This window comes from Bradyrhizobium sp. SBR1B, from assembly GCF_014198205.1.
Taxonomy (GTDB): domain Bacteria; phylum Pseudomonadota; class Alphaproteobacteria; order Rhizobiales; family Xanthobacteraceae; genus Bradyrhizobium.
The window spans coordinates 1-22,539 of sequence record NZ_JACIHC010000007.1 but is presented as its reverse complement, the minus strand read 5'-3'; the positions used below and the strand labels follow the sequence as shown (position 1 = coordinate 22,539).

The 22,539-nt window shown below is 65.3% G+C and carries 19 protein-coding genes and 1 pseudogene; 7 read left to right on the top strand and 13 right to left on the bottom strand.

Annotation, left to right across the window (positions count from 1 at the left end; translation table 11 throughout):
* Window positions 1-149: 149 nt before the first annotated feature.
* From GGD61_RS19340 to ubiE, 8 genes and pseudogenes are all read right to left on the bottom strand, one after another.
* A complete protein-coding gene (locus GGD61_RS19340; protein ID WP_092251437.1) occupies window positions 150-872 on the bottom strand; it encodes a nucleotidyltransferase family protein in 723 nt (240 codons plus the stop codon).
* Between the two features lie 118 nt (window positions 873-990).
* Window positions 991-1,308: a PilZ domain-containing protein gene (locus GGD61_RS19335; protein ID WP_018323417.1), complete on the bottom strand. Its 318-nt coding sequence runs from the start codon at window positions 1,306-1,308 to the stop codon at window positions 991-993.
* 86 nt (window positions 1,309-1,394) lie between these two features.
* On the bottom strand, window positions 1,395-2,927 hold the full coding sequence (gene tsaE / locus GGD61_RS19330; protein WP_092251438.1) for a tRNA (adenosine(37)-N6)-threonylcarbamoyltransferase complex ATPase subunit type 1 TsaE: 1,533 nt from the start codon (window positions 2,925-2,927) through the stop codon (window positions 1,395-1,397).
* Window positions 2,924-5,428 carry a PAS domain-containing sensor histidine kinase gene (locus GGD61_RS19325; protein ID WP_092251440.1) on the bottom strand — a complete coding sequence of 835 codons (2,505 nt, stop codon included), beginning with the start codon at window positions 5,426-5,428 and terminating at the stop codon, window positions 2,924-2,926. The genes tsaE and GGD61_RS19325 overlap by 4 nt, the downstream gene beginning before the upstream one ends.
* A 426-nt stretch (window positions 5,429-5,854) precedes the next feature.
* Window positions 5,855-6,313, bottom strand: a complete 459-nt coding sequence (gene dut / locus GGD61_RS19320) for a dUTP diphosphatase (RefSeq protein ID WP_092251453.1) — start codon at window positions 6,311-6,313, stop codon at window positions 5,855-5,857.
* On the bottom strand, window positions 6,310-7,761 hold the full coding sequence (gene coaBC / locus GGD61_RS19315; protein ID WP_092251454.1) for a bifunctional phosphopantothenoylcysteine decarboxylase/phosphopantothenate--cysteine ligase CoaBC: 1,452 nt from the start codon (window positions 7,759-7,761) through the stop codon (window positions 6,310-6,312). The genes dut and coaBC overlap by 4 nt, the downstream gene beginning before the upstream one ends.
* 80 nt (window positions 7,762-7,841) lie before the next feature.
* Window positions 7,842-9,407, bottom strand: a pseudogene (ubiB, locus tag GGD61_RS19310) (2-polyprenylphenol 6-hydroxylase); the annotation flags it as partial.
* Window positions 9,404-10,165, bottom strand: a complete 762-nt coding sequence (gene ubiE, locus GGD61_RS19305; protein ID WP_092251457.1) for a bifunctional demethylmenaquinone methyltransferase/2-methoxy-6-polyprenyl-1,4-benzoquinol methylase UbiE — start codon at window positions 10,163-10,165, stop codon at window positions 9,404-9,406. The pseudogene ubiB and the gene ubiE, both read right to left, overlap by 4 nt.
* A gap of 81 nt (window positions 10,166-10,246) precedes the next feature.
* On the opposite strand from ubiE, the gene mutM reads away from it, so the two are divergent.
* Window positions 10,247-11,146 (top strand): bifunctional DNA-formamidopyrimidine glycosylase/DNA-(apurinic or apyrimidinic site) lyase, encoded by a 900-nt coding sequence (gene mutM / locus GGD61_RS19300; RefSeq protein WP_092251459.1) that lies wholly within the window; start codon window positions 10,247-10,249, stop codon window positions 11,144-11,146.
* Window positions 11,147-11,368: 222 nt separating this feature from the next.
* On the opposite strand, the gene GGD61_RS19295 is transcribed toward mutM, so the two are convergent.
* Both GGD61_RS19295 and GGD61_RS19290 read right to left on the bottom strand, forming a co-directional pair.
* Entirely contained in the window at window positions 11,369-12,112 is a 744-nt protein-coding gene (locus GGD61_RS19295; RefSeq protein WP_092251461.1) for a ParA family protein, read from the bottom strand.
* A 384-nt stretch (window positions 12,113-12,496) separates the two neighbouring features.
* Window positions 12,497-13,840: a peptidoglycan-binding domain-containing protein gene (locus GGD61_RS19290; protein ID WP_183231011.1), complete on the bottom strand. Its 1,344-nt coding sequence runs from the start codon at window positions 13,838-13,840 to the stop codon at window positions 12,497-12,499.
* 137 nt (window positions 13,841-13,977) lie between these two features.
* Here GGD61_RS19290 and GGD61_RS19285 point away from each other — a divergent pair, with 137 nt between their 5' ends.
* Window positions 13,978-14,781, top strand: a complete 804-nt coding sequence (locus GGD61_RS19285; RefSeq protein WP_018323407.1) for a molybdopterin-synthase adenylyltransferase MoeB — start codon at window positions 13,978-13,980, stop codon at window positions 14,779-14,781.
* A gap of 9 nt (window positions 14,782-14,790) precedes the next feature.
* Here the strand turns inward: GGD61_RS19285 and GGD61_RS19280 are convergent, their stop codons facing one another.
* Window positions 14,791-15,798, bottom strand: coding sequence for an aldo/keto reductase (locus tag GGD61_RS19280; protein WP_183231010.1), 1,008 nt, complete (start codon window positions 15,796-15,798; stop codon window positions 14,791-14,793).
* Window positions 15,799-15,916: 118 nt separating this feature from the next.
* Between GGD61_RS19280 and GGD61_RS19275 the strand changes: the two genes are divergently transcribed.
* Complete coding sequence (locus GGD61_RS19275) at window positions 15,917-16,828, top strand: LysR family transcriptional regulator (RefSeq protein WP_092251467.1); 912 nt, start codon at window positions 15,917-15,919, stop codon at window positions 16,826-16,828.
* Between the two features lie 3 nt (window positions 16,829-16,831).
* Here GGD61_RS19275 and GGD61_RS19270 read toward each other — a convergent pair whose 3' ends face one another.
* Window positions 16,832-17,833 carry a D-glycerate dehydrogenase gene (locus GGD61_RS19270; RefSeq protein ID WP_018323404.1) on the bottom strand — a complete coding sequence of 334 codons (1,002 nt, stop codon included), beginning with the start codon at window positions 17,831-17,833 and terminating at the stop codon, window positions 16,832-16,834.
* Between the two features lie 341 nt (window positions 17,834-18,174).
* On the opposite strand from GGD61_RS19270, the gene GGD61_RS19265 reads away from it, so the two are divergent.
* A complete protein-coding gene (locus GGD61_RS19265) occupies window positions 18,175-18,705 on the top strand; it encodes an SH3 domain-containing protein (protein ID WP_018323403.1) in 531 nt (176 codons plus the stop codon).
* Window positions 18,706-18,876: 171 nt separating this feature from the next.
* Here the strand turns inward: GGD61_RS19265 and irrA are convergent, their stop codons facing one another.
* A complete protein-coding gene (gene irrA / locus GGD61_RS19260) occupies window positions 18,877-19,368 on the bottom strand; it encodes an iron response transcriptional regulator IrrA (RefSeq protein WP_014490952.1) in 492 nt (163 codons plus the stop codon).
* A 351-nt stretch (window positions 19,369-19,719) separates the two neighbouring features.
* Between irrA and fabA the strand changes: the two genes are divergently transcribed.
* The 3 genes from fabA to fabI all read left to right on the top strand — a co-directional run bounded on the left by fabA (window position 19,720) and on the right by fabI (window position 22,434).
* Window positions 19,720-20,241, top strand: coding sequence for a bifunctional 3-hydroxydecanoyl-ACP dehydratase/trans-2-decenoyl-ACP isomerase (fabA, locus tag GGD61_RS19255; protein ID WP_018323402.1), 522 nt, complete (start codon window positions 19,720-19,722; stop codon window positions 20,239-20,241).
* Between the two features lie 39 nt (window positions 20,242-20,280).
* Entirely contained in the window at window positions 20,281-21,504 is a 1,224-nt protein-coding gene (gene fabB / locus GGD61_RS19250; RefSeq protein WP_018323401.1) for a beta-ketoacyl-ACP synthase I, read from the top strand.
* A gap of 132 nt (window positions 21,505-21,636) precedes the next feature.
* A complete protein-coding gene (gene fabI, locus GGD61_RS19245; protein ID WP_183231009.1) occupies window positions 21,637-22,434 on the top strand; it encodes an enoyl-ACP reductase FabI in 798 nt (265 codons plus the stop codon).
* Window positions 22,435-22,539: the final 105 nt, after the last annotated feature.

The following is a 22,539-nucleotide window of genomic DNA, read 5'->3' as shown; positions in this document are numbered from 1 at the left end:
CCGCTCTCGTGCCCCGGACGCAGCGCAGCACGCAGTGGTGCGCTGCTGAGCCGGGGCCCAATCTGCTTTCCGAAAGTGAGGATGGAGTGGGTCCCGGCTCTGCGGAGCGGCACTTCGTGCCGCACCGCGTCCGAGACAAAAGACCGGCCTTACGCCACGCTCTCCAGAAACGCCTCTTCCGCGGCGTGCACGGCGTCGGGCGTGCCGACATGCATCCAGACGCCGTCGAGGCGGAGGCCGAACAGCCGCTCCTGCTCGTTGGCGCGGTCGAACATTTTTGTCAGCGAGAACTCGCCCTGCGGCGCGCCTTCGAAGATCGACGGTGACAGGATCGCAGCGCCAGCATAGACGAACGGAACGACTTCCTTTTCCTTGCGCTTGCGCAGGGCGCCGTCGGGCAGCATGCCGTAGTCGCCGCGACCGCCGTAGCCGATGCTGGTTGCGGTCGGCGCCATCAGCAGCAGGATGTCCATGCGCGCGGGGTCGAAATTTTCGGCAAGCCGCGTCAAATTGGAGCGCACGCCGTCGATCCAGAGCGTGTCGGAATTGACGTGGAAGAACGGCGCGTCGCCGAGCAGCGGCAGCGCCTTGACCACGCCGCCGCCGGTGCCGAGCACCTGGTCGCGCTCGTCCGAGATGGTCACGCGCGGAAGCTGGCGCGATGCGACGTGATCGATGATCTGGTCCGGCAGGTAATGCACGTTGACCACGGCCTCGGTCACGCCCGCCTGGCCGAGCTTGTCGAGCACGTGGTCGAGCAGCGGCTGGCCGGCCACCGGCACCATCGGCTTCGGCATCCTGTCCGTCAGGGGACGCATGCGCAGGCCAAACCCTGCAGCGAGCACCATGGCTTTGGTCGGTTTGACGGACATCCTTCGCTTTCTCAGACCTTTCGCGTTCGCAGCAATCCTAACACGAGGTTCGATCAGCCGCACCGCATCTCAACCGCCTTAGCCACCCGCCGTGACGGTTGTACGACGGGTGTTGCCATCATGCCCCGACGGCTGTGGAACGCGCCTTTTTCTTCTTGTCGCCGAGCTTGAGGAAATTGACCCCGATCTGGTCGCCATTGACCCAGGCCAGCTCGCAACGCCGGTACGCAAGTCCGGTGGACGACAGCAGCAGAAAGAACTCCTTCAGATGGAGGCCCTCGACCGAGCCGTCGATGGTCAGCTTGGCGCCGGTCTCGGAGACGTCCTCCATGGTGCAGTCGCGCCGCCAGGTGCCGTCGATCCCCATCATCTGGGCCGAGATCCCGCGCTCGAAAACGACCCGGCTGTTGCCGCGCTGGTCCGTCTTTACCGCCATCTGCCCGCTCCAGCCCGTAATGATCCGGCTGCCTGGCCGCCAGAATACCGGCGTCTTGGCTAACAGCTGGTAAATCGGGCCCCGAATCAAGCCTTTGGCGGCCTTTGGGGCGGCGGGACGTTGGCGAGATACCAGTCGCGCAAAGAGCTCAGCGCGGGATGCGCCAGCGAGCGCTCGAGATAGGTCCAGATCCGCGGCTGGTGACGCAAATAATGCGGCTTGCCATCGCGGCGGTTGAGGCGGGCGAAGGTGCCGAGCAGCCGCGTGTTCCGCTGTGCCGACATGATCGCGTAGAGCTCGGCGAAACCGGCCGGATCGAAGCCGGCATCGCCAGCGCGCCGCGCCTTGATGTAGCGCGACAGCAGCGTCAGCTCGAGGCTTTCGGGCACGTCGATGCGGGCGTCCTGGAGCAGCGACACCACGTCGTAGGATTGCGGACCGAGTACGGTGTCCTGGAAATCGATCACGCCGACGCGCGCGATGCCGGTGCGATCGCCAAGCCAGATCAGATTGGGCGAGTGATAGTCGCGGATGATCCACGTCTTCGGCGCGGCCAGCGGCTTCTTCAGCAGCTCTCGCCACATCGCGAAAAATTCGGCGCGCTTCTCTTCGCTCAGCGGCGCGTTGCGATCGGGCAGGTACCATTCCGGCATCAAGCCGATCTCGATCAGCAGCGCCTCGGTATCGAAGAGGGGAATGGCGTAGCTCTGATCCGCCAGCGGCAATGTTTCCGGCAGCGTCTTGCCGTGCAGCACGGCCAGCACGTCGGTCGCAGCTTCGTAACGTTCGGCGATCGGGCGCGGCGGATCGCCTTCGATTACGCCTTCGCTGCCAAAATCCTCGGAGATCAGGAAGCCGTGGTCGAGATCGTAATGGTGGATCGCGGGTGCCGAGACGCCGACTACGCGCAAGCCTTCGTCCATGGCAACGAAAGGCCTGATGTTCTCCGCAAGATGCACCGCGGCGCTGTAGGACTTCCCGTTGTACATCGCCGCGCCATCTGGCCGCTGCGGAGAGTTCATGAGGATGACGCTCTCGCCCTCGCGCAGCAGCCGCGCATAGGAGCGCGTCGAGGCATCGCCCGCCATGCGCTTGCGCGTCGCATCCAAGTAGCCCGCTGCGTCCAGGAATTCACGCAATGCCTGCAGCCGCGCGACCGTGGCCGCGCTCTTGCCGTGACCGGTGATGTCGGCGGCGCGCGCGTTCGAGCCCAATGCGGGACGATGCGTCAGCGCGATGTCGATGCGATCCTGTGGCATCGCCGACGGCGCGCGCTCCGGCCATTCGATCAGGACGAGTGTGGCATCGGGCAGGGGCGACAGCCCGATCTCCTCGAGCTCGCTCTCGTCCTCGACGCGGTAGAGATCGGCGTGCATCACCGGGAGCGGCGGCAGCTCATAGCCCTGCACCAGGGTGAAGGTCGGGCTCGGCACCTCCAGCTCCTCGTCGCCGGCGAGGTAGCGGATCAGCGCGCGGGCGGCAGCTGTCTTGCCGGCGCCGAGATCGCCAGTCAGCGTAATGACATCGCCAGGGCCGACCAGCAGCGCGAGGTCGGCCATCAATTGTGCGGTGGCCGTCTCGTTGTGAAGCGCGACGGAGAATGTGGTGGGCGCGCTCATTCGGCGGCGTCGCGATGCGCCGCCTGGTCGGTCGGGAAGTCGCAGATCACGACCGTGCCCCGGCCGACGATCGAATCCACCCGCACCTTGCCGCCATGCAGCTCGACGAAGGAGCGCACCAGCGACAGGCCGAGCCCGGCGCCGCGGTGACGCGAGCCCTGCGAGCGGCTTTCGAACCAGTTGAACACCTTGTCCTTCATGTCGGCAGGTATTCCAGGCCCGGAATCTGTCACAGTGAAGACCACGCTGCGTTCGGTGCGGCGCGCGCTGATGCCGACCGTGGAATCCTGTGGAGAAAACCCGACGGCGTTGGCGAGGAGGTTATAGAGCACCTGCACCACGCGTTTCTCGTCGCCGACGAAGCTTCCGACATCGGGCGCGATCTCGACCTTGAGGCGGATGCGGTCGGTGGCGAGTCGGTCCTGGATGCCTTCGGCCGCGAGCTCGATGGTCTTGCTGACGTCGACCGGGCCGAGTTCCAGCTTCATGGCGCCGGCGTCGATGGTGGCGAGATCGAGGATGTTGTTGGTCAGCGCCAGCAGCGCGTTGGTCGATTTGGTGACGTAGTCGAGATATTCGGCCTGCTTCGGCGTCAGCGGCCCGGTCGAGGGATCGCTGAGGAAATGCGCGAAGCCGATGATGGTGGTGAGCGGCGAGCGCAGCTCGTAGGAAACGTGGTGGACGAAATCCACCTTCATCTGGTCGGCAGCCTCCAGCGCCTCGTTGCGCTCGCGCAGTGCGCGCTCGACGTTCTCGGTGTCGGTGATGTCCTGGAACGTCAGCATGGTCGCGCCGTCATGCAGCGGGCGGATCATGCCGTCGAGCACGCTACCGTCCTTGCGCTCCAGCTTCAGCGGCACGTCGGCGCGGCTCTCGATCGAGGTTACGGCCTCGCGGATCTGACGCCAGACCGTGGGGTCGTCGAACAGCTGATGGCACCAGCCTTCCACCGTCTGGATGTGCGGCTCGTCGCGCATGGCATCGCTCGACAGCTTCCACATCCGGACGAAGGCCGGGTTGAACAGTTGCGCCTTGCCGTTGCTGCCGAACACCGCGACGCCCTCGGCGAGGCTGTCCAGCGTCTCGCGCTGGACCCGGATCATGCCGTCGAAGCGGCGGGCGAGCTCGAGGCTCTCGGTGACATCGTCGAACAGATAGGTGACGCCGCCTTCCGGGTTCGGCGTGGTCACGACCGAGAGCGCGCGGCCGTCGGGCAGGTACCAGGTGTCCTTGGTGGTCTCGACCGCGCGATAGGCCTCGTGCAGCTTGGATTTCCAGGCACGGAAGTCCGGCTGCTCCGGCAGCTTGCGCGCGGCGCGGAGCTGGTCGAGCACGCTGGAATCATCGGGATTGGCGTCGAGGAAGGTGCGGTCGAGGTCCCACAGCCGGCGGTAGGAATCGTTGTAGAAGGCGAGCCGACGCTGACCGTCGAACACGGCAACGCCGGAGGAGAGCTGGTCGAGCGTGCGGCGATGCGCCTCCGCCATCCGCACCAGCGCCGAGCTGAGCGCATCCGCCTCGCTGGCATCGATGGCGACGCCGACGCTGCCGCTGCCGACATTGACCGCGCGCACGTCGTAGATGCGGCGCTCGCCGCTGATCACGATCGGCAGCCGCGCGTTGAAATTGGCGGTGTCTTTCAGTCCCCGTTCCATCGCGGTGCGATCGGCGCTGTCGAGCAGCTCGAGCTTGCGCTCCTGCGCGTCGGTGACGTTGTTCGCCTCGGTGGCGCGGACATAGGCCGGGTTGGCGTAGGTCAGCGCGCCGTTCTCGCCCTTGGCCCAGATCGGCCAGGGTGCGTTGGCGGCGAAGCCGCGCAGCATCTCGGTCTCGTCGGAGAGCGCGTTGTAGCGCAGATTGGTCTCGGCCAGATCGCGGCGGAGCCCCGAGAGCTCGCGAATCCGGACAATGGCCTGGCCGCCGATGGCGCGGCCGATGGCCTCGAGCGTGTGGCCATGCGAGGTGGTCAATGTCAGCTGGAACCCGTCGCCGCGGTCACGCAGCGCATCGACGGCATGATCCATCTGGAGCGCGGGTTCCGGCGGCAGCCAGGTTCCGAATGCGAGCACGCGTTGCGGCGAGGAGTCGCGCGGCAACACCATGGAGATGTCGCCCGAGATCTGCGCGCGATTGTCGCCGGCCGGCCAGGAGATCAGGATCTGCGGCTCGGCGAACAGCAGCGCGCCGAAACGGTCGGCCTGGAGCTGGAGTTCCCCGATTCGGGCACGCAGCCGCGCCTCGTTCTTCGCCGTGCGCACGCGCGTGCGCATCAAGAGAATCGCAGCCACCACCGAGAAGCCGAGCAAGGCCAGCGCGGTGGCGAGCACCGCGAGTTCCTGCCGGTTGAAATCCAGCATGATGGAGAGGGTGTCGATGAGGTCGGCCGCCTCGGCCGGCGCAGCCGGCAGCAGCGCTGCAAGAGCGCCTCCCAACAAGCCGTTGCGCACGAGCGATGTGCACGACAGCAGCGTCCGACGCATCGACACGATCACGCCTGACATAGTTGCCCCAAGATCGCACAGATTTGCGCGCGGCGACCCCCGTCGCGCGCGAATCAAACGACAATACCCTCACCGCGACTCCGGCGGTAAGAGTCCAGATCGTGAACGCAAAGGCGGCCCCAAAAAAATGCCGGGCTCAATGTTCCACCTCACGTAATTCTTCGGATGATTCGGCTGGAACTGCCGTGCGTTAGCGCCTGAGATGAGACACCACGGGCTCTCCGACGGAGGTGCGTTCCCTCCCCCCTTGTGGGGGAGGGTTAGGGAGAGGGGGTAGCCCAGGAAGAAGTGCCAATTATTGACGATGCAAAGAGAAACGGTGCGCGATTGAAAGAGTCCCCCCTCCCTGCCCCTCCCCACAAGTGGGGAGGGAGCGGAGAGAGCGCCCGATTGATCGGACTCTGTTCGAGTTCAACCCACCACGACTTAGCGGCCGGTCGAGCCGAAGCCGCCGGCGCCGCGATCGGTGGCCGACAATGTGGCCACCGGAACCAGCGCGGCCTGCACCACGGGCGCGATCACCATCTGGGCGATGCGCTCGGCGCGCTTGATCACGAACGGCGCCGTGCCGTGATTGATCAGGATCACCTTGATCTCGCCGCGATAGTCCGCGTCGATCGTGCCCGGCGAGTTCAGCACGGTGACGCCGTGCTTGGCGGCAAGCCCCGAGCGCGGTCGCACCTGCGCCTCGTGCCCGGCCGGCAATGCGATCGCAAGGCCCGTCGGCACCAGCGCATATTGGCCGGGGGCGAGCGTCATCGGCTCGCTGTCCGGCACCGCCGCCATCAGATCGAGGCCGGCAGCCTCGGTGGTTTGATAGGCCGGCATTGGCAGGCCTTCCGCATGGGCCAGGCGTTGCAGTTCGACAGTGACCTTCGTGCTCAAGATGCCGGCTCCAGGGATTTGTCGGTCACGCTTCGGGCGACATGCGCGACCAGTTCGATGGCGACCTGTTCCTTGGTCATCACCGGCCAGGAATCAACTGCAATCTCGCCGTCCTTCTCACCATTCTTGCGACTGATCAGATGCACGGTGTTGCGGTCGCCGCCCATCACGCCGGTGGCGGGCGAGACGTCGTTGGCGACGATCCAGTCGCAGCCCTTGCGGGCCAGTTTTGACTTGGCGTTGTCGATCAGGTGCTCGGTCTCGGCGGCAAAGCCGATCACCAGCGGCGGGCGCTTGTCGGTCAGCTTCGAGATCGTGGCGAGGATATCGGGGTTCTCGATCAGCTGAAGCGGCGGCATGCCGGCCGAAGTCTTCTTCAGCTTCTGCTCGCCTTCATTGGCAACGCGCCAGTCGGCGACCGCGGCGGCAAAGATCGCGATGTCGGCGGGAAGCGAGGCCTGCACCTGCTCCAGCATCTGCCGCGCCGATTCGACGTGCTTGACGGTGACGCCCTGGGGATCGCTGAGGTCGACCGGACCGCTGACCAAAATCACCTCGGCGCCGGCGGCTTGTGCGGCGGCGGCAATGGCAAAGCCCTGCTTGCCGGAGGAGCGGTTGGCGATATAGCGCACCGGATCGATCGGCTCGTGGGTGGGACCTGCGGTGATCAGCACGCGCTTGCCGGCAAGTGGCTTCGGCACCGGCGGCCGCAGCAGGCGCTCGGCAGCGGCGGCGATCTCGATCGCTTCCGACATGCGGCCGACACCAGCTTCGCCCGCTTCCGCCATCTCGCCGGAATTGGGTCCGATCAGCACCACGCCGTCGCGCTGCAGCTGCGCGACGTTGCGGCGCGTCGCCGTATTGTTCCACATCAGCGGGTTCATTGCCGGTGCCAGCAGCACCTTGCGGTTGGTCGCGAGCAGGATGGCGCTGGCGAGATCGTCGGCGTGGCCGTTGGCCATCTTGGCCATCAGGTCGGCGGTCGCGGGCGCGACGACTATCAGGTCGCAGTCGCGCGCGAGCCTGATATGGCCGGCGTCGAACTCGCTCTGCGGGTCGAACAGGTCGGTATAGACGCGCTCATGGGAGAGGGCGCTGACCGCCAGCGGCGTGACGAATTGCTGGGCCGCCTTGGTCAGGACGCAGCGGACCTCGACGCGGCGCTCCTTCAGCCTTCGGATCAGGTCGAGCGATTTATAGGCCGCGATGCCACCGCCGATGATCAGGGTGACGCTGGCCTCGGGAACGGCGCCGGTGCGCTGGAGTGCGGGGGCGGCGGATGCCGCGGGTGGTACCGCAAACGGCGTCAGCGGCTCCTCGCGGCCCTCGATCAGCTCCCGCAGGATTACCCGGACCTCTTCCTCGACCGACCTGCGGTTCTTGGCCGAGCGCAGCCGCAAATAGGTTTTGACGGCGTCGTCGAGCTTGCGGATGGTCAGGCTTGCCATGACGCCCCTCCAGCACGGAATGATAGCGATGCTATCACTTGTGTGATTTCAATGCAATCAAGCTTTTGGCAATCACAATTCCGGACGGCGATCAGGATCCCGATGAAGGTCGCGGCGATGATCCAGAGCGCGACGGTGCGCCAGCGATTCTTGCGGCCCTCGGTGCGGCCCATCGCGGCGATGCTCTCGGGCGACAGCCTGATGCCCTCCCGCGTCATGGTCTCGAGCTGCTCGAGCACCTTCACGGACCGCTCGGCGATCTCCGGCATGCGCATCAGCACGCGCGCGATGTCTCCGGTCCCGGCGAGCGCGCCTTGCACCCGGCCGATCGGACCGAGATTGCGCTCGATCCATTCGCGTACCACGGGGTCGGCGACCTTCCAGATGTCGAGCCTGGGATCGAAGCCGCGCGCCACGCCTTCGACCACGACCATGGTCTTCTGGAGCAGGATCAGCTCGGGGCGCGTGGTCATGTCGAACAGGCCGGTGACCTCGAGCAGCAGCGTCAAGAGCCGCGCCATCGAGATCTCTTCCGCCGTGCGGTTGTGGATCGGCTCGCCGATGGCGCGAATCGCTTGTGCGAAGTTCTCGACCGAGTGATGTGCGGGCACGTAGCCCGCCTCGAAATGCACCTCGGCGACGCGGCGATAATCGCGGGTGATGAAGCCGAGCAGGATTTCGGCGAGGAAGCGCCGCTCCTTCATGCCGAGCCGGCCCATGATGCCGAAATCGACCGCGACGAGCCGCCCCGCGTCATCCAGGAACAGGTTGCCCGGATGCATGTCGGCGTGGAAGAAGCCGTCGCGCAGCGCGTGCCGCAGGAAGCTCTGGATCACCTTGCGGCCGAGATCGGGCAGGTCGACCTGCGATTCTGCCAGACGCTTGTGATCGTTCAGCGCGATGCCGTCGATCCACTCCATCGTCAGCACGTTGTGCGTGGTGCGGTCCCAGTCCACGGCCGGCACGCGGAAATCAGGATCGCCCTGCGTGTTCTCCGCCATCTCCGACAGCGCCGCAGCTTCCAGCCGCAGATCCATCTCCATCGCGACCGAGCGCGACATGGTGTTGATGACCTCGATGAGGCGCAGGCGCCGTGCTTCGGCCGAATAAGCCTCGGCCTTGTGCGCGACGAAGAAGAAATCGGAGAGGTCGCGGCGGAAGCGCGTAGCGACGTTGGGCCGGAGCACCTTGACCGCGACCGACTTGCGGATGCCGGCTTGCAAGATCTCGCCGCGATGCACCTGCGCGATCGAGGCCGCAGCGACGGGAGGGCCGAAGCTCACAAACACGTCCTTCAGCGGCCGCTCCAGCGAGGTCGCGATCGCGGCTTCGGCTTCGTCCTGCGGAAACGGCGGCAGGCGGTCCTGGAGACTTTCGAGGTCGCGCGCCATGATGACGCCGACGACGTCGGGGCGTGTGGCCAGGAATTGTCCGAGCTTGAGATAGGCGGGCCCCATCCGCGTCAGCGCGCGCGATATCCGCGGGCCGTGCTTGACGCCACGTCGTTCGACGAGGCGCGCCAGCTTCAGAGCGAGCTGTCCCGGCGGCGGCACCAGGCTCGGATCGACCGAGCCGAACACGCCCTCGCGCGCAAACACGAACGCGGCGCGGATCAGGCGCGCAATGTGGGTGAAGGCAGAGATCACAAACGCCAGCCCGAATGCAGTGCGACGATGCCGCCGGACAGGGTCTGCCAGCTGACGCGGGCGAAGCCGGCGTCGCGGATCATGTCGGCGAAGGCGTTGGGTTTCGGAAACTTGCGGATGGACTCGACGAGATATTGGTAGGACTCGGCGTCGCCCGTGATCATCCGGCCGAGCGGCGGGATCACCTTGAACGAGAACAGGTCGTAGATCCGGTCGAGCCCGGGCATCTCGACGGTGGAGAATTCCAGGCACAGGAAGCGGCTGCCGGGCCTCAGCACGCGATGGGCTTCGCGCAGCGCCAGATCGATCCGGGGTACGTTGCGAATGCCGAAAGCGATCGTATATGCGTCGAAGCTGCGATCGGCGAAGGCGAGTGCTTCGGCATTGCCTTCGACGAAATCGACCCGGGTGTCGAGATGGCGCTTCGCGGCGCGCTCGCGGCCCACCGCCAGCATGTCGGTGTTGATGTCGCAGACGGTGGCATGGAAGCCGGGCCCCGCGGCCTTGGCGGCACGGAACGAGATGTCGCCGGTGCCGCCGGCTACGTCGAGCAACGCGAACGACCGGTCGCTCCTCGGCGGGTCGAGCGCGGTAATCATGATGTCCTTCCAGACCCGGTGCAGGCCACCGGACATCAAATCGTTCATCAAATCATAGCGCGACGCCACGCTGTGAAACACATCGTTCACCAGCGTCTGCTTGTCCCCCAGGGGGACGTCCCTGAAGCCAAAATGCGTGGTTTCGCCCGGCCGATCCATTACTCTACTCCACTGGGCGAACCATAGCGCGCCCGCCGCAATGGCGCTATCACACCGCCCTCATAAGGTGAATGCCTGACCATGCCTGAATTGCCCGAAGTCGAGACCGTCCGCCGCGGCCTTCAGCCTGTGATGGAGGGTGCGAAAATCCTGGTGGCGGAAGCCCGCCGGCCGGACCTGCGCTTTCCGTTCCAGCCGGATTTCGTGGCCCGGCTCCAGGGGCAGGTCGTCACGGGGCTCGGCCGCCGTGCAAAATATCTCATGGCCGATCTCGCCTCCGGCGATGTGCTCTTGATGCATCTGGGCATGTCGGGCTCGTTCCGCGTCATCAAGCCGGACAACGAGGCAGCTCCCGGCGAGTTTCACTATCCGAGGGGTAAGGACTCCACGCACGACCATGTGCTGTTTCGGATGTCTTCCGGAGCCGACGTCGTCTTCAACGACCCGCGCCGCTTCGGTTACATGAAAGTGATCGCGCGTAACGCACTCGACGAGGAGCCGCTGCTGCGCGACCTCGGCCCCGAGCCGCTCGGCAACGAATTCGACGCCGCGATGCTGGCGCGGTCCTGCGAAGGCAAGACCACCAGCCTGAAGGCCGCGCTGCTCGACCAGCGCGTGGTGGCGGGGCTCGGCAACATCTATGTCTGCGAAGCCCTGCATCGCTCGCATCTGTCGCCGCGCCGGATCGCGGCGACGCTCGCGACCAAGGGTCGCAAGGGCGTTGGCGGCGGCGAGCCGACCGATCATGCGAAGCGATTGGTGAGTGCGATCCACACGGTGCTGAACGACGCCATCAAGGCCGGCGGCTCGTCCTTGCGCGACCATCGTCAGACCTCGGGCGAGCTCGGCTATTTCCAGCATTCGTTCAAGGTCTACGACCGCGAAGGCGAGAAATGCACGACGCCGGGCTGCGGTGGCACCGTCAAGCGGTTCACGCAGAACGGACGCTCCACCTTCTGGTGTCAGAAGTGTCAGAAGTGACCTAGCCCGTAGCCCGGATGGAGCGCGGCGAAATCCGGGGCGAGCGTGACCGCGGAGAGACTTCCCGGATTGCGCTGCGCTCCATCCGGGCTACGACACGAAAATAGAGCGTCGACAAAACCGCGAAGCGAAGCAATCCGGCCGGGCTGGTGGCCGGATCGCTTCGTCGCTGGGGCCCTTCCGGATGATGAAGGGCCGACTGCCGTCAGAGCGATGCCCCGCTCAGGACGCCAGTGTCGTGGTCTCGTCCGCTGAAAGATCGGCCGCGACATGCAGCATGCCGTCCGCAGGCGACATCACCTGGTTGATCAGGACATTGGTCGTGGCTTCGAGCTCGAGCCGGGTTTCGATCCAGCGCCACAGGCCGCGGATCTCGTTCGCCGACTTGCCGTTCGGCGCGAATTCGCTGACGGCAAGGCCGCTCGCGAGCGAATCCTGGTGATCGTTGCGCATCACGATCAGCGGGCGCGCGAGCACGTCCGAAAGATCGAGCGCGGCTTCCTCGGCGAGCGTGTTGGCGGCATTGTCGATGCGCTGGCCGCGGATCGGCGTCTGGTTGAGCACGAAGCTGTAGGGCCGCTTCCAGGCTCGCGCGACGCTGAGCGTCGAGGCGGTCGCCTCGATGTCGGCGACGCTCGGGCGGGCCGGGATCAGGCAGAGATCGGAATGGCGGATCGCAGCGGTGGTCGCGGCGCTGAGGCCGGCGGCGGTGTCGACGATCGCAAGCTGCAGGCCGCCGTCAGCCAGCATCTTCAGGCGCGGCTCGATGTCGGCGGCATGATAGATCGGCTCGACGACGAGATCATCGGTGGTGCGGCGGCGCTGCCAGTTCGACAGAGTGCCCTGCGGGTCGGTCTCGATCAGGCGGACGGTGAAGCCGGCCTGCTTGGCCGCGAGCGCGAGGCCGATGGCGAGCGTGCTCTTGCCGCTGCCACCCTTTTGGGTGGCCAGTACGATCGTGTGCATTTGAAGATCAATCCTTTGGAATGCTTGGGTCAGGAATACGCCACGCGAACGTGCATCGATCTCGATGCTGAGCCTTCTCGCTCAGGACGTGCCGGCCCGATCCAAAGGGGGATCGCGGAGGTCCGAATCAACAGTAACGATGATGGCGGAATGGGGATGGCCAGCTAATCCGTACCATTACTGGACCAGTAGTCGTACGTGTGATGATGCTCGCCGAGGAGTTGATCTCGTGCCCCGGACAAAGCGCAGCACGTCAGTTATGCGCTGTTGAGCCGGGGCCCAGAAAGCTGCCAGCTCGGCTTCGGAGACGTGGGTCCCGGCCAGCGGAGCGGCATGTCACGCACCGCGTCCGGGACACGAGAGAAGCGCTATCCTTGCGGAGGTTTACTTCCGCACGCAGATCACGCGCACGACGGCGGCCTTTGCGTCCGTCGACGTACCGTTCACCGTGACCTGTTTGGCCTTCAGGAAATCGCGCACGGCGTCCGCGGACACCATCACGGCCTGCGAGGCCGGCACCGATGTCGCGGGTCCTGCCACCATGGTCGGCTTCAACAACGCAATGCCGGCGAACTTGCAGTCGCCATCGATCGCCGGACCACCGGAAAATCCCACCGCCGGCGGAGGCGACAGTGCGGACTCGCTGCTCGTGACCGGTGCGAGTGCGCCCTTGACGGTCGAGACACCCGCCGCGCCGCCCTGGCTCTGCGGATCGGCGATGCCGACGACATCCACGTTCGTCTTGGCCGCGCCGCCAGTAAGGCTGAGCGGCTTCAGGCCGCGTGCGCCGTAGATATGAAGCAGTGCGAGACCGCGCTCCTTGTCCTCGGCGAGGCGATCGGCGCTGCCATAGCCGGCGATCGTGATCGCGAGGCAGCCGTCGGTGACGAGCCGGTCGGCGACAATCGCGCCGTCATCGCTGACGACGAGGCCGGTGCCGTATTCGATGGGCTTGCGCGGCGGCGGCCCGGCTTGCGGTCCGGACGGAAACGCGTTGAACGCGCTCGACATCGCGATCACGACCGGCTCGACCGTGTTCTCGGTCGCCTGGTCGTAGCGGACCTCGTCACCTCTAAAGGTGCCGCGGATGTAAAACTTCTTCAGGCCCTGCAATCCCGAGAGCACGAAGAAATCGGGCTTCACCACGGTGTAATCGACCTTGCGCCCGGACGGCTCCTTCTCCAGCTCCGCGAGTTTTGCCGCGGTCGGGTTCGCCTCCTTGCGGCGGCTGAGCAGCACCTGAACGGTTCCGGTCGGCGAGGTCCATTTCGAGCCGTTGGCGTCGCTCGCCTGCTGCGGCACCAGTTTCGAGGGGATGCCGAGCCGGGCGCCGCTGGTCGGCTCCGTCACGATCTTCCAGCCGACGCCGTCCTGCTTCTTTCGCGCCATCTCGGCCAGCGCGGCGCGCTCCTGCGGATTGAGCACGCCGGTCGGCTTGCCGCCCTTGGCCTTCTGGTATTCCTTGATGGCGTTGACCAGGCGCGCGCTGACGTCGCCGGTGATGGCGCCGTTGTACTGGCCGACCCAGGCGAGGTCGGATTGCAGCGACAGCCGCTCCGCTTGCGCCATCGCATCCGCCGTCGCCGATGGCGTCTGCGTGGCCGGAGGCCGGATCGGCACGGTCTGGACCAGCTTCGGCTTGGTACCGGGGATCTGCGGCGTCGTCATCTGGGCGTGCGCGCCTGTGGCAGCCGCAAACATCAAGGTTGCCGCAAGCATCGATCTCATGACAAATCCAACCAGCCCATTGAACGCAATGCCATTGAAGCACATCTCGTTGGTCGCGAACAATGTTGAGGTGGTTCAGGCCTAAGGTCGAGCCGCGTACAGTGAGAGCGACGGCTTGGTAGGAGAGGCGTACGACGATGCTGAGCCCGGACGAACTGGAACGCTATGCCCGCCATATCGTGCTGCGCGACGTCGGCGGACCGGGCCAGGCGGCGCTGAAGCGCGCCTCTGCGCTGGTGATCGGCGCCGGCGGGCTCGGCGCGCCGGCGCTGATGTATCTGGCCGCCGCCGGCATCGGCACGCTCGGCGTGGTCGATGACGACGTGGTGTCGTTGTCCAATCTGCAGCGCCAGGTGATCCACACCACGCCCGATATCGGCCGGCACAAGGTCGAGAGCGCCGCCGAGCGGATTGCGGCGCTCAATCCGCATGTTCGCTTCGTCGGCCACGCCACCTGGCTGAATGCGGACAATGCGCTCAGCTTGATCGGCGACTACGACCTCGTGCTCGACGGCTCCGATAATTTCTCGACACGCTATCTGGTCTCGGACGCCTGCTTCTTCGCGAAGCGGCCGTTGATCACGGCCGCGCTCGGCACCTTCGACGGCTCGCTCACTACCATCCGCGCGCACGAGACCAACGAGCAGGGCGAATTCAATCCGACCTATCGCTGCCTGTTTCCGGAGGCGCCGCCGCCGGGTACCGTTCCTGCCTGCGCGGAAGCCGGCGTCATGGGTGCGCTGGCGGGCGTGCTGGGATCGATGATGGCGATGGAGGCGATCCGCGAGATCGTCGGTTTCGGCGACGGCCTGGTCGGCCGCCTCCTGATGATCGATGCGCGCGCGATGCGCTTCGAGACGCTGCGCTATTCGCGCGATCCGGCCAATCCGCTCAACGGCGACGGGCCTGTGGTCACCGACCTCAGCGCCCATCGCACGTGATGGGCTGCGTTACGCCGTGGCCGGCTTCTCGCTATCGAGATGGGCCATCTGCTCGGCGGCGTAACGCGTGCCCGAGGCGACATCCGGCGGAAACGCCTTGGCCAGCGCCGCAAGATGCGCCGGTGTCAGCGTGACCCTGGTCGCGCCAAGCGCTTCGACGAGACGGGTGCGGGACTTGGCGCCGACCAGCGGCACGATCTCTTTTCCCTGCGCCGCGACCCAGGCGATTGCGACCTGCGCCGGCGTTGCGCCGATTTCGCCGGCGATGGTACGCAGGGACTCCACCAGCGCGAGATTGGCGTCGAGATTTGCGCCCTGGAAGCGCGGCGTCATCAGCCGGTAGTCCTTGCCGGCCTTGCCCGAATCCTTCGACCAATGGCCGCTGATCAGGCCGCGCGCCAGGACGCCATAGGCGGTGATGCCAATGCCGAGCTCGCGGCAGGTCTTGAGAATGTCGCGCTCGATGCCACGCTCGATCAGCGAATATTCGATCTGGAGGTCGACGATCGGATGCACGGCATGCGCGCGGCGGATGGTGTCGGAGCCGACTTCGGACAGGCCGATATGCCTGATGTAACCGGCCTTCACGAGATCGGCGAGGCCGCCGATGGTCTCTTCGATGGGAACGTTGGGGTCGAGCCGTGCCGGGCGGTAGATATCGATATAGTCGGTGTCGAGCCGCTGCAGCGAATAGGCGAGGAAATTCCGGATCGCGGCCGGGCGACAATCCATGCCGGTGAATTCGCCGGCAGGGCCGCGTAGCGCGCCGAACTTGACGCTGATCTGCACCCTGTCGCGCGCCACTTCCTTCAGCGCATCGCGGATCAGCATTTCATTGTGACCCATGGCGTAGAAATCGCCGGTGTCGAGCAGCGTGATGCCGGCGTCGAGCGCCGCGTGGATCGTGGCGATGCTCTCGCCGCGATCGGCCGGGCCATAGGCGTCCGACATGGCCATGCAGCCGAGACCAAGGGCAGAGACGCGGGGGCCGGTTGAACCGAGTTTGTGCTGTTCCATGATGGCTCTCCTCGAAAGGCGGCAGGCTGATTGCGCCGCGCGACGGGCTGGATATGCACCTGGTCCATTGCGCCGATAAGCTGGACAATGCCGAATGGCTTGTTCATTGTAACGAACAATGACTGAGCCTGATCTGCGCGATCTCGACGTCTTCGTGGCGGTCGCCCGCACCCGCAATTTCCGGCGGGCGGCGGTCGAAATTCGCGTGTCGGTGTCGAGTCTTAGCCAGCGCCTACGCGACCTCGAGGAGCGCCTTGGCGTCCGCCTGATGAACCGCACCACCCGCAGTGTCGCCTTGACTGAGGCGGGCGAGCTGCTGCTGTCGCGGGTGGCACCTGCGCTACGCGACGTCGGCGATGCCCTGGCGGAGGTGCGGGGCCTGCGCGAGGTGGCTTCCGGCCGCCTGCGCATCAACGCGCCGCCCCCGGCGGTCGATCTCGTGCTGGCGCCGATGGTCGGCCCGTTCCTCGCAGCGCATCCGCAGGTCGATCTCGACGTCGTGTCCGAAAGCGGTTTCGTCGATATCGTGAGCGGGGGCTACGATGCCGGCGTGCGTTATGGTGAGCATCTCGCGCAGGACATGGTGGCGATCCCGCTGAGCGGTCCGCAGCACTATGTCGTCGTCGCCTCGCCCGATTATGTCGCGCGCCGCGGCGAGCCGAAGCATCCCAAGGATCTGCTCGATCATGATTGCATCCGCGCCCGGTATTCGAGCGGCGTGATGCATGATTGGGAGTTCGAGAAGGCCAGCCAGATCGTGAAGGTCGATCCGCCGGCAAAGCTGATCTCCACGAACATGACCCTTGCCCTGCGAGCCGCGCTCGATGGTGTGGGCGTCTGGGCAACGATCGACGGTTATGTCGGCGATGCCGTGAAGTCCGGCGCGCTGGTCAGCCTGATGGAAGATTGGTGCGAGCCGTTTCCCGGCCCGTTCCTGTATTACCCGAGCCGGCGCCAGACGCCGCCCGCGCTGCGCGCCTTCATCGATTTCGTCGCCGACTGGCGCAAGCGCGAGACGCGCGGGAAATAAACCTCAGAGCATGCTCGGCAGCACGCGATCCGGCGGCTTGTGCGCGTCGAGGAAGGTGCGGATGTTGATGATCACCTTCTCGCCCATCTCGACGCGGCCTTCGATCGTGGCCGAGCCCATATGCGGCAGCAGCGTCACCTTGCCGGCCTTGGCAAGCCGCACCAGCTTGGGGTTGACTGCAGGCTCGTGCTCGTAGACGTCGAGCCCGGCGCCGCCGATCTCGCCGCCTTCGATCAGCTTGATCAGCGTGTCCTCGTCGGTCACCTCGCCGCGCGCGGTATTGACGATGTAGGCGTCCTTGCGGATCAGCTTCAGCCGCCGCGCCGAGAGCAGATGATAGGTCGCCGGCGTGTGCGGGCAGTTCACCGAGATGATGTCCATCCGCGCCAGCATCTGGTCGAGGCTTTCCCAATAGGTCGCGCCAAGCTCTTCGGCGATCTTCGGCGCCACGGGGCGGCGGTTGTGATAGTGGATCTGCAGCCCGAAGGCGCGGGCGCGGCGCGCCACCGCCTGGCCGATGCGACCCATGCCGATGATGCCGAGCCGCTTGCCGCCGATACGGTGGCCGAGCATCCAGGTCGGCGACCAGCCCGGCCAGGGTTTTCCTTCGGTCAGGATCGAGGCGCCTTCGATCATCCGCCTGGGCACGGCGAGGATCAGCGCCATGGTCATGTCGGCGGTGTCCTCGGTCAGGACCTTCGGCGTGTTGGTGACGGTGATGCCGCGGGCATGCGCGGCCTCGACGTCGATATTATCGACGCCGTTGCCGAAATTGGCGATCAGCCGCAGCTTGCAGTCGGGCTGGTTGATGATGTCGGCGCTGATATGGTCGGTGACGGTCGGAACCAGCACGTCGGCGGTGCGTGCGGCTTCCGCGATCTGGTCGGCGGACATCGGCGTGTCCTCGAGATTGATCCGCGCGTCGAACAATTCGCGCATCCGCGTCTCGATCGAATCCGGCAGCTTGCGCGTCACCACGACGAGGGGCTTTTTCTTCACCGACATGTCCTGCTCTCATGAGGCGTCGCAAGCCGCCTCTGTCGCCAAAGGCCGGTCGTTGAGGTCTCATTAACCCGGTTGTTCGACACTGCCCTTGCCGTGTCCGTCCCCGGCGTTTCCTTCAAGCTCTCCCGATATTTCCGGCCGGAAAATCGGGGCAAACTGGTTGTTCAAGTGCCCGTCCTCTCTAGCAGAAGGCCGGGCCAAGACAAGAACCACGGGTCAAGGCTTCAAGGAGCCCGGTTTGGGGAACACCCGCGTGGGGCGGGTCAGGGGATTGCGCGGCAGGTTTTGGAATTTGGGGTGAGGACCGGGCTCGGGCCGGGTCTTCGACAGGAGACGGGTTGATGGCGTTGGGGCGTTTTTGTTCGGTAATGGCGCTCGTTTGCACCTGGTTGAGCGCTTCGGTCGGCCCCTCGCATTCGGCCAAGGACACCACGCCCCAGACCGCCAGCGGCCTGCCGGTGCCGCGCTATGTCAGCCTCAAATCGGATCACGTGAACGTCCGTGCCGGCCCGACCAAGGACAATGACGTGGCCTGGGTCTACACCCGTTCGGGCCTGCCGGTGGAAATCACCGCCGAATTTGAGAATTGGCGCCGGGTGCGCGATTCCGAAGGCGCCGAGGGCTGGGTCTATCACTCGCTGCTGTCGGGCCGCCGCACCGCGGTCGTCACCATGAAGCACAAGGACGACCTCGCCCCGATCTACGATCGCGCCGATCTCGACAGCGCGGTTGCAGCAAGACTCCAGGCCGGCGTCGTCACGCAGGTAAAGAAGTGCGCTGCAAACTGGTGCCGCGTCACCGGCAACGGTTTTGACGGCTGGATCCAGCAGGAGCGCCTCTGGGGCGTGTATTCGGACGAGCAGGTCAACTGACCCGAAGGGTCATCCCGGGGCGATGCGCAGCATCGAGGATTTCGAGATTCCCCGGTGCGCAATTGCGCGCCTGAGGTCTGGTGCTGCGCACCATCCCGGAATGACGGCCTAAAACGACAATGGCCGGGACGAGCCCGGCCATGACGATCGCATCAGCAATCTAGAATTAGTTCAGCGCTTCTTGCGCAGGCGCACGACCATGTCGATGCGCGCGATCTCGTAACCCTCCGGCACTTCCGGCATCTTGGACAGCGCCAGATGCGGATCCTCGATGTCGACCAGCTCATGGCTGTTCTCGAGGTAGTAGTGATGGTGGGTGGTGACGTTGGTGTCGAAATAGGTCTTGGTGCCGTCGACGCTGACCTGGCGGAGCAGGCCGGCATCGGTGAGCTGGTTCAGCGTGTTGTAGACCGTCGCCAGCGACACCGGAACCTTGGCGAGCGTCGCTTCCTCGTAGAGCATTTCAGCCGTGAGGTGGCGAGCACCTTTGCCGAACAACAGCCAGCCCAGTGCCATGCGCTGACGCGTCGGACGGAGCCCGGCGGACTGGAGCATTTCGTTGACGTCGTGCCAGGGGCAGCCGGTGAGAGCCGGCTGGCGGCCGGACAGCAGGGCCGCGGAGTGGACGTCGTCGTCGTGATGGGGCGCAGTATTCTCGCTCATTTCCAGATTTCGGGCACGCGTGAACAATATCTCTCAGCAATATAAGAACAGAAAGATGCAGATGCAAGTTTCTCGCAACTAGAGAGGTTCTAATAAGGCTTGGAACCGGGCCGGTATCGCGTCATTTTACCTTCATGGATGCACTTTGCTACCCGAAATGGCCTGTGTTAGAGAGCGCGCGGTTCCGCTTAGCCGATTTTGGCGCAGCCGGGCACGAGGCCCGGTCCGCAGTCCATCCGGGGCATGCGGACGCAGCGCCTGACAGTGGCAATTGGCGTTGCTCTCCGACCGAGACGGGGCCCATTTTCGCCAAAAAGCGCCGCTCAATCGGAATTCAAACAGAGGCTCTGCATGCTGAACAGGCGCAACGGTTACGAATACGAAGATCTGCTGGCCTGTGGCCGCGGCGAGATGTTCGGCCCGGGCAATGCCCAGCTGCCGTTGCCGCCGATGCTGATGTTCGACCGCATCACTGACATCAACGACAATGGCGGCGAGTTCGGCAAGGGGCTGGTGCGCGCCGAGCTCGACGTGAAGCCCGACCTCTGGTTCTTCGGCTGCCACTTCAAGAACGATCCGGTGATGCCCGGCTGCCTCGGCCTCGACGCGCTTTGGCAAATGGTCGGCTTTTACCTGGGTTGGACCGGGGGTGAAGGTCGTGGTCGCGCGCTTGGCCTGAACGAGCTGAAGTTCAGCGGCCAGGTGCTGCCCGAGGCCCGCAAGGTTGTGTACAACGTCGATATCAAACGCGTGATGCGTTCAAAGCTGGTGCTCGGTATCGCCGACGGGTGGCTTTCGGTCGATGACCAGATTATTTATCGCGCCAAGGACTTGAAGGTCGGCCTGTTCAAGCAGGGCACGAGCCTGGGCTGAGCGCATCACCAAGACAACAACGATTGAGGCGAGGCTGTCATGAGGCGGGTTGTGGTCACCGGGATGGGCATCGTCTCGTCGATCGGAAACAACACCCAGGAAGTGCTTGCGAGCCTTCACGAGGCGAAGTCGGGCATTTCGCGGGCTGAGAAATATGCCGAGCTCGGCTTCCGTTCGCAGGTAGCGGGCGCGCCGTCGCTCGATCCCGCGACGGTGGTCGACCGCCGCGCGATGCGTTTCCTCGGCCAGGGCGCGGCGTGGAATCACGTCGCGATGGAGCAGGCGATCCAGGACTCCGGTCTGTCGCCTGACGAAGTCTCCAACATCCGCACCGGCATCATCATGGGCTCCGGCGGCCCCTCCGCCCGCACCATCGTCGAATCCGCCGACATCACCCGCACCAAGGGACCGAAGCGCGTCGGACCTTTCGCAGTGCCGAAGGCGATGTCGTCCACGGCCTCCGCGACGCTTGCGACCTGGTTCAAGATCAAGGGCGTGAACTATTCGATCTCGTCGGCCTGCGCGACGTCGAACCATTGCGTCGGCAATGCCTATGAGACGATCCAGATCGGCAAGCAGGACGTCATCTTCGCCGGCGGCTGCGAGGAGCTGGACTGGTCGCTCTCCGTGCTGTTCGACGCCATGGGCGCGATGTCCTCGAAATACAACGACACGCCCGCCACCGCCTCGCGGCCCTACGACGTCAACCGCGACGGCTTCGTCATCGCCGGCGGTGCCGGCGTGCTGGTGCTGGAAGAGCTCGAACATGCCAAGGCGCGCGGCGCCCGCATCTACGGCGAGATCGTCGGCTACGGCGCGACCTCGGACGGCTACGACATGGTCGCGCCCTCGGGCGAAGGCGCCGAGCGCTGCATGCGCATGGCGATGTCGACGGTGAAGACCAAGGTCGACTACATCAATCCGCACGCGACCTCGACGCCGGCCGGCGATCCGCCGGAGATCGATGCGCTCCGCCGCGTGTTCGGAAGTGGCGAGAAGTGCCCGCCGATCTCGGCGACCAAGGCGCTGACCGGCCACTCGCTGGGCGCCACCGGCGTGCAGGAGGCGATCTACTCGCTGCTGATGATGAATAACGGCTTCATCTGCGAGAGCGCACATATCCAGGAGCTCGATCCCGTGTTCGCCGACATGCCGATCGTGCGCAAGCGCATCGACAACGCCAAGATCGGCACCGTGCTGTCGAACTCCTTCGGCTTCGGCGGCACCAATGCCACGCTGGTGTTCAGCCGGCTGGATGTGTGATTAACGACCCTGTCATGCCCCGCGAAAGCGGGGCATCCAGTACGCCGCGGCTTCTCGATCGATCATGACCGTCACTGGAATACTGGATCGCCCGCCTGCGCGGGCGATGACCTCAGGATAATGGGAACGACAATGGAAGGTCTGATGAAAGGCAAGCGCGGTCTGATCATGGGCGTCGCCAATGATCATTCGATCGCCTGGGGCATGGCGAAGACGCTGCACGCGCACGGCGCCGAGCTTGCCTTCACCTTTCAGGGCGAAGCCTTGGGCAAGCGCGTCAAGCCGCTGGCGGAGCAGCTCGGTGTCGACCTCGTGCTGCCGTGCGACGTCGAGGACATCGCCAGCGTCGATGCGACCTTCGATGCGCTCCGTGAAAAATGGGGCAAGCTCGATTTCGTCATCCACGCGATCGGCTTTGCCGACAAGAACGAGCTGAAGGGCCGCTATGCCGACACCAGCCGCGAGAACTTTTCACGTACCATGGTGATCTCCTGCTTCTCGTTCACGGAAGTGGCGAAGCGCGCCGCCGAGCTGATGACCGAAGGTGGCAGCATGATCACGCTGACCTTCGGCGCCTCCGAGCGCGCGATGCCGAACTACAATGTGATGGGCGTGGCCAAGGCGGCGCTGGAAGCCTCCGTGCGCTATCTCGCCTCCGATTTCGGACCGCGCGGCATCCGCGTCAACGCGATCTCCGCGGGCCCCATCCGCACGCTCGCGGGCTCTGGCATCGGCGAGGCGCGCGCGATGTTCGCCTTCATGCAGAAGCATTCGCCGCTCCGCCGCGGCGTCACGCTCGACGAGCTCGGCGGCTCGGCGCTGTACCTGCTGTCGGATCTCTCCGGCGGCGTGACCGGCGAGATCCACTATGTCGATTCCGGCTACAACATCGTCCTGATGCCGCGGCCTGACGATTTGAAGACGGAATAGACGAAGCTGCCGTAGCAACCATTAAGAGCTAGGCTTCTTTTTCGATCCATGGCGTGCCGCGCTGTACGACAGTATTGGCGTAAATGAGGAGCTTCCTGGCGCAGG

Excerpts from the sequence above, each read along its gene's own strand:
- GGD61_RS19265 (WP_018323403.1), top strand. The coding sequence starts at position 18,175 with ATGGCGTTGGGGCGTTTTTGTTCGGTAATGGCGCTCGTTTGCACCTGG.
- GGD61_RS19290 (WP_183231011.1), bottom strand. The coding sequence starts at position 13,840 with ATGAGATCGATGCTTGCGGCAACCTTGATGTTTGCGGCTGCCACAGGC.
- mutM (WP_092251459.1), top strand. The coding sequence starts at position 10,247 with ATGCCTGAATTGCCCGAAGTCGAGACCGTCCGCCGCGGCCTTCAGCCT.
- fabB (WP_018323401.1), top strand. The coding sequence starts at position 20,281 with ATGAGGCGGGTTGTGGTCACCGGGATGGGCATCGTCTCGTCGATCGGA.
- irrA (WP_014490952.1), bottom strand. The coding sequence starts at position 19,368 with ATGAGCGAGAATACTGCGCCCCATCACGACGACGACGTCCACTCCGCG.
- fabA (WP_018323402.1), top strand. The coding sequence starts at position 19,720 with ATGCTGAACAGGCGCAACGGTTACGAATACGAAGATCTGCTGGCCTGT.
- GGD61_RS19285 (WP_018323407.1), top strand. The coding sequence starts at position 13,978 with ATGCTGAGCCCGGACGAACTGGAACGCTATGCCCGCCATATCGTGCTG.
- fabI (WP_183231009.1), top strand. The coding sequence starts at position 21,637 with ATGGAAGGTCTGATGAAAGGCAAGCGCGGTCTGATCATGGGCGTCGCC.
- ubiE (WP_092251457.1), bottom strand. The coding sequence starts at position 10,165 with ATGGATCGGCCGGGCGAAACCACGCATTTTGGCTTCAGGGACGTCCCC.
- GGD61_RS19340 (WP_092251437.1), bottom strand. The coding sequence starts at position 872 with ATGTCCGTCAAACCGACCAAAGCCATGGTGCTCGCTGCAGGGTTTGGC.
- GGD61_RS19295 (WP_092251461.1), bottom strand. The coding sequence starts at position 12,112 with ATGCACACGATCGTACTGGCCACCCAAAAGGGTGGCAGCGGCAAGAGC.
- tsaE (WP_092251438.1), bottom strand. The coding sequence starts at position 2,927 with ATGAGCGCGCCCACCACATTCTCCGTCGCGCTTCACAACGAGACGGCC.
- coaBC (WP_092251454.1), bottom strand. The coding sequence starts at position 7,761 with ATGGCAAGCCTGACCATCCGCAAGCTCGACGACGCCGTCAAAACCTAT.
- GGD61_RS19335 (WP_018323417.1), bottom strand. The coding sequence starts at position 1,308 with ATGGCGGTAAAGACGGACCAGCGCGGCAACAGCCGGGTCGTTTTCGAG.
- GGD61_RS19325 (WP_092251440.1), bottom strand. The coding sequence starts at position 5,428 with ATGTCAGGCGTGATCGTGTCGATGCGTCGGACGCTGCTGTCGTGCACA.
- GGD61_RS19275 (WP_092251467.1), top strand. The coding sequence starts at position 15,917 with ATGACTGAGCCTGATCTGCGCGATCTCGACGTCTTCGTGGCGGTCGCC.
- GGD61_RS19270 (WP_018323404.1), bottom strand. The coding sequence starts at position 17,833 with ATGTCGGTGAAGAAAAAGCCCCTCGTCGTGGTGACGCGCAAGCTGCCG.
- GGD61_RS19280 (WP_183231010.1), bottom strand. The coding sequence starts at position 15,798 with ATGGAACAGCACAAACTCGGTTCAACCGGCCCCCGCGTCTCTGCCCTT.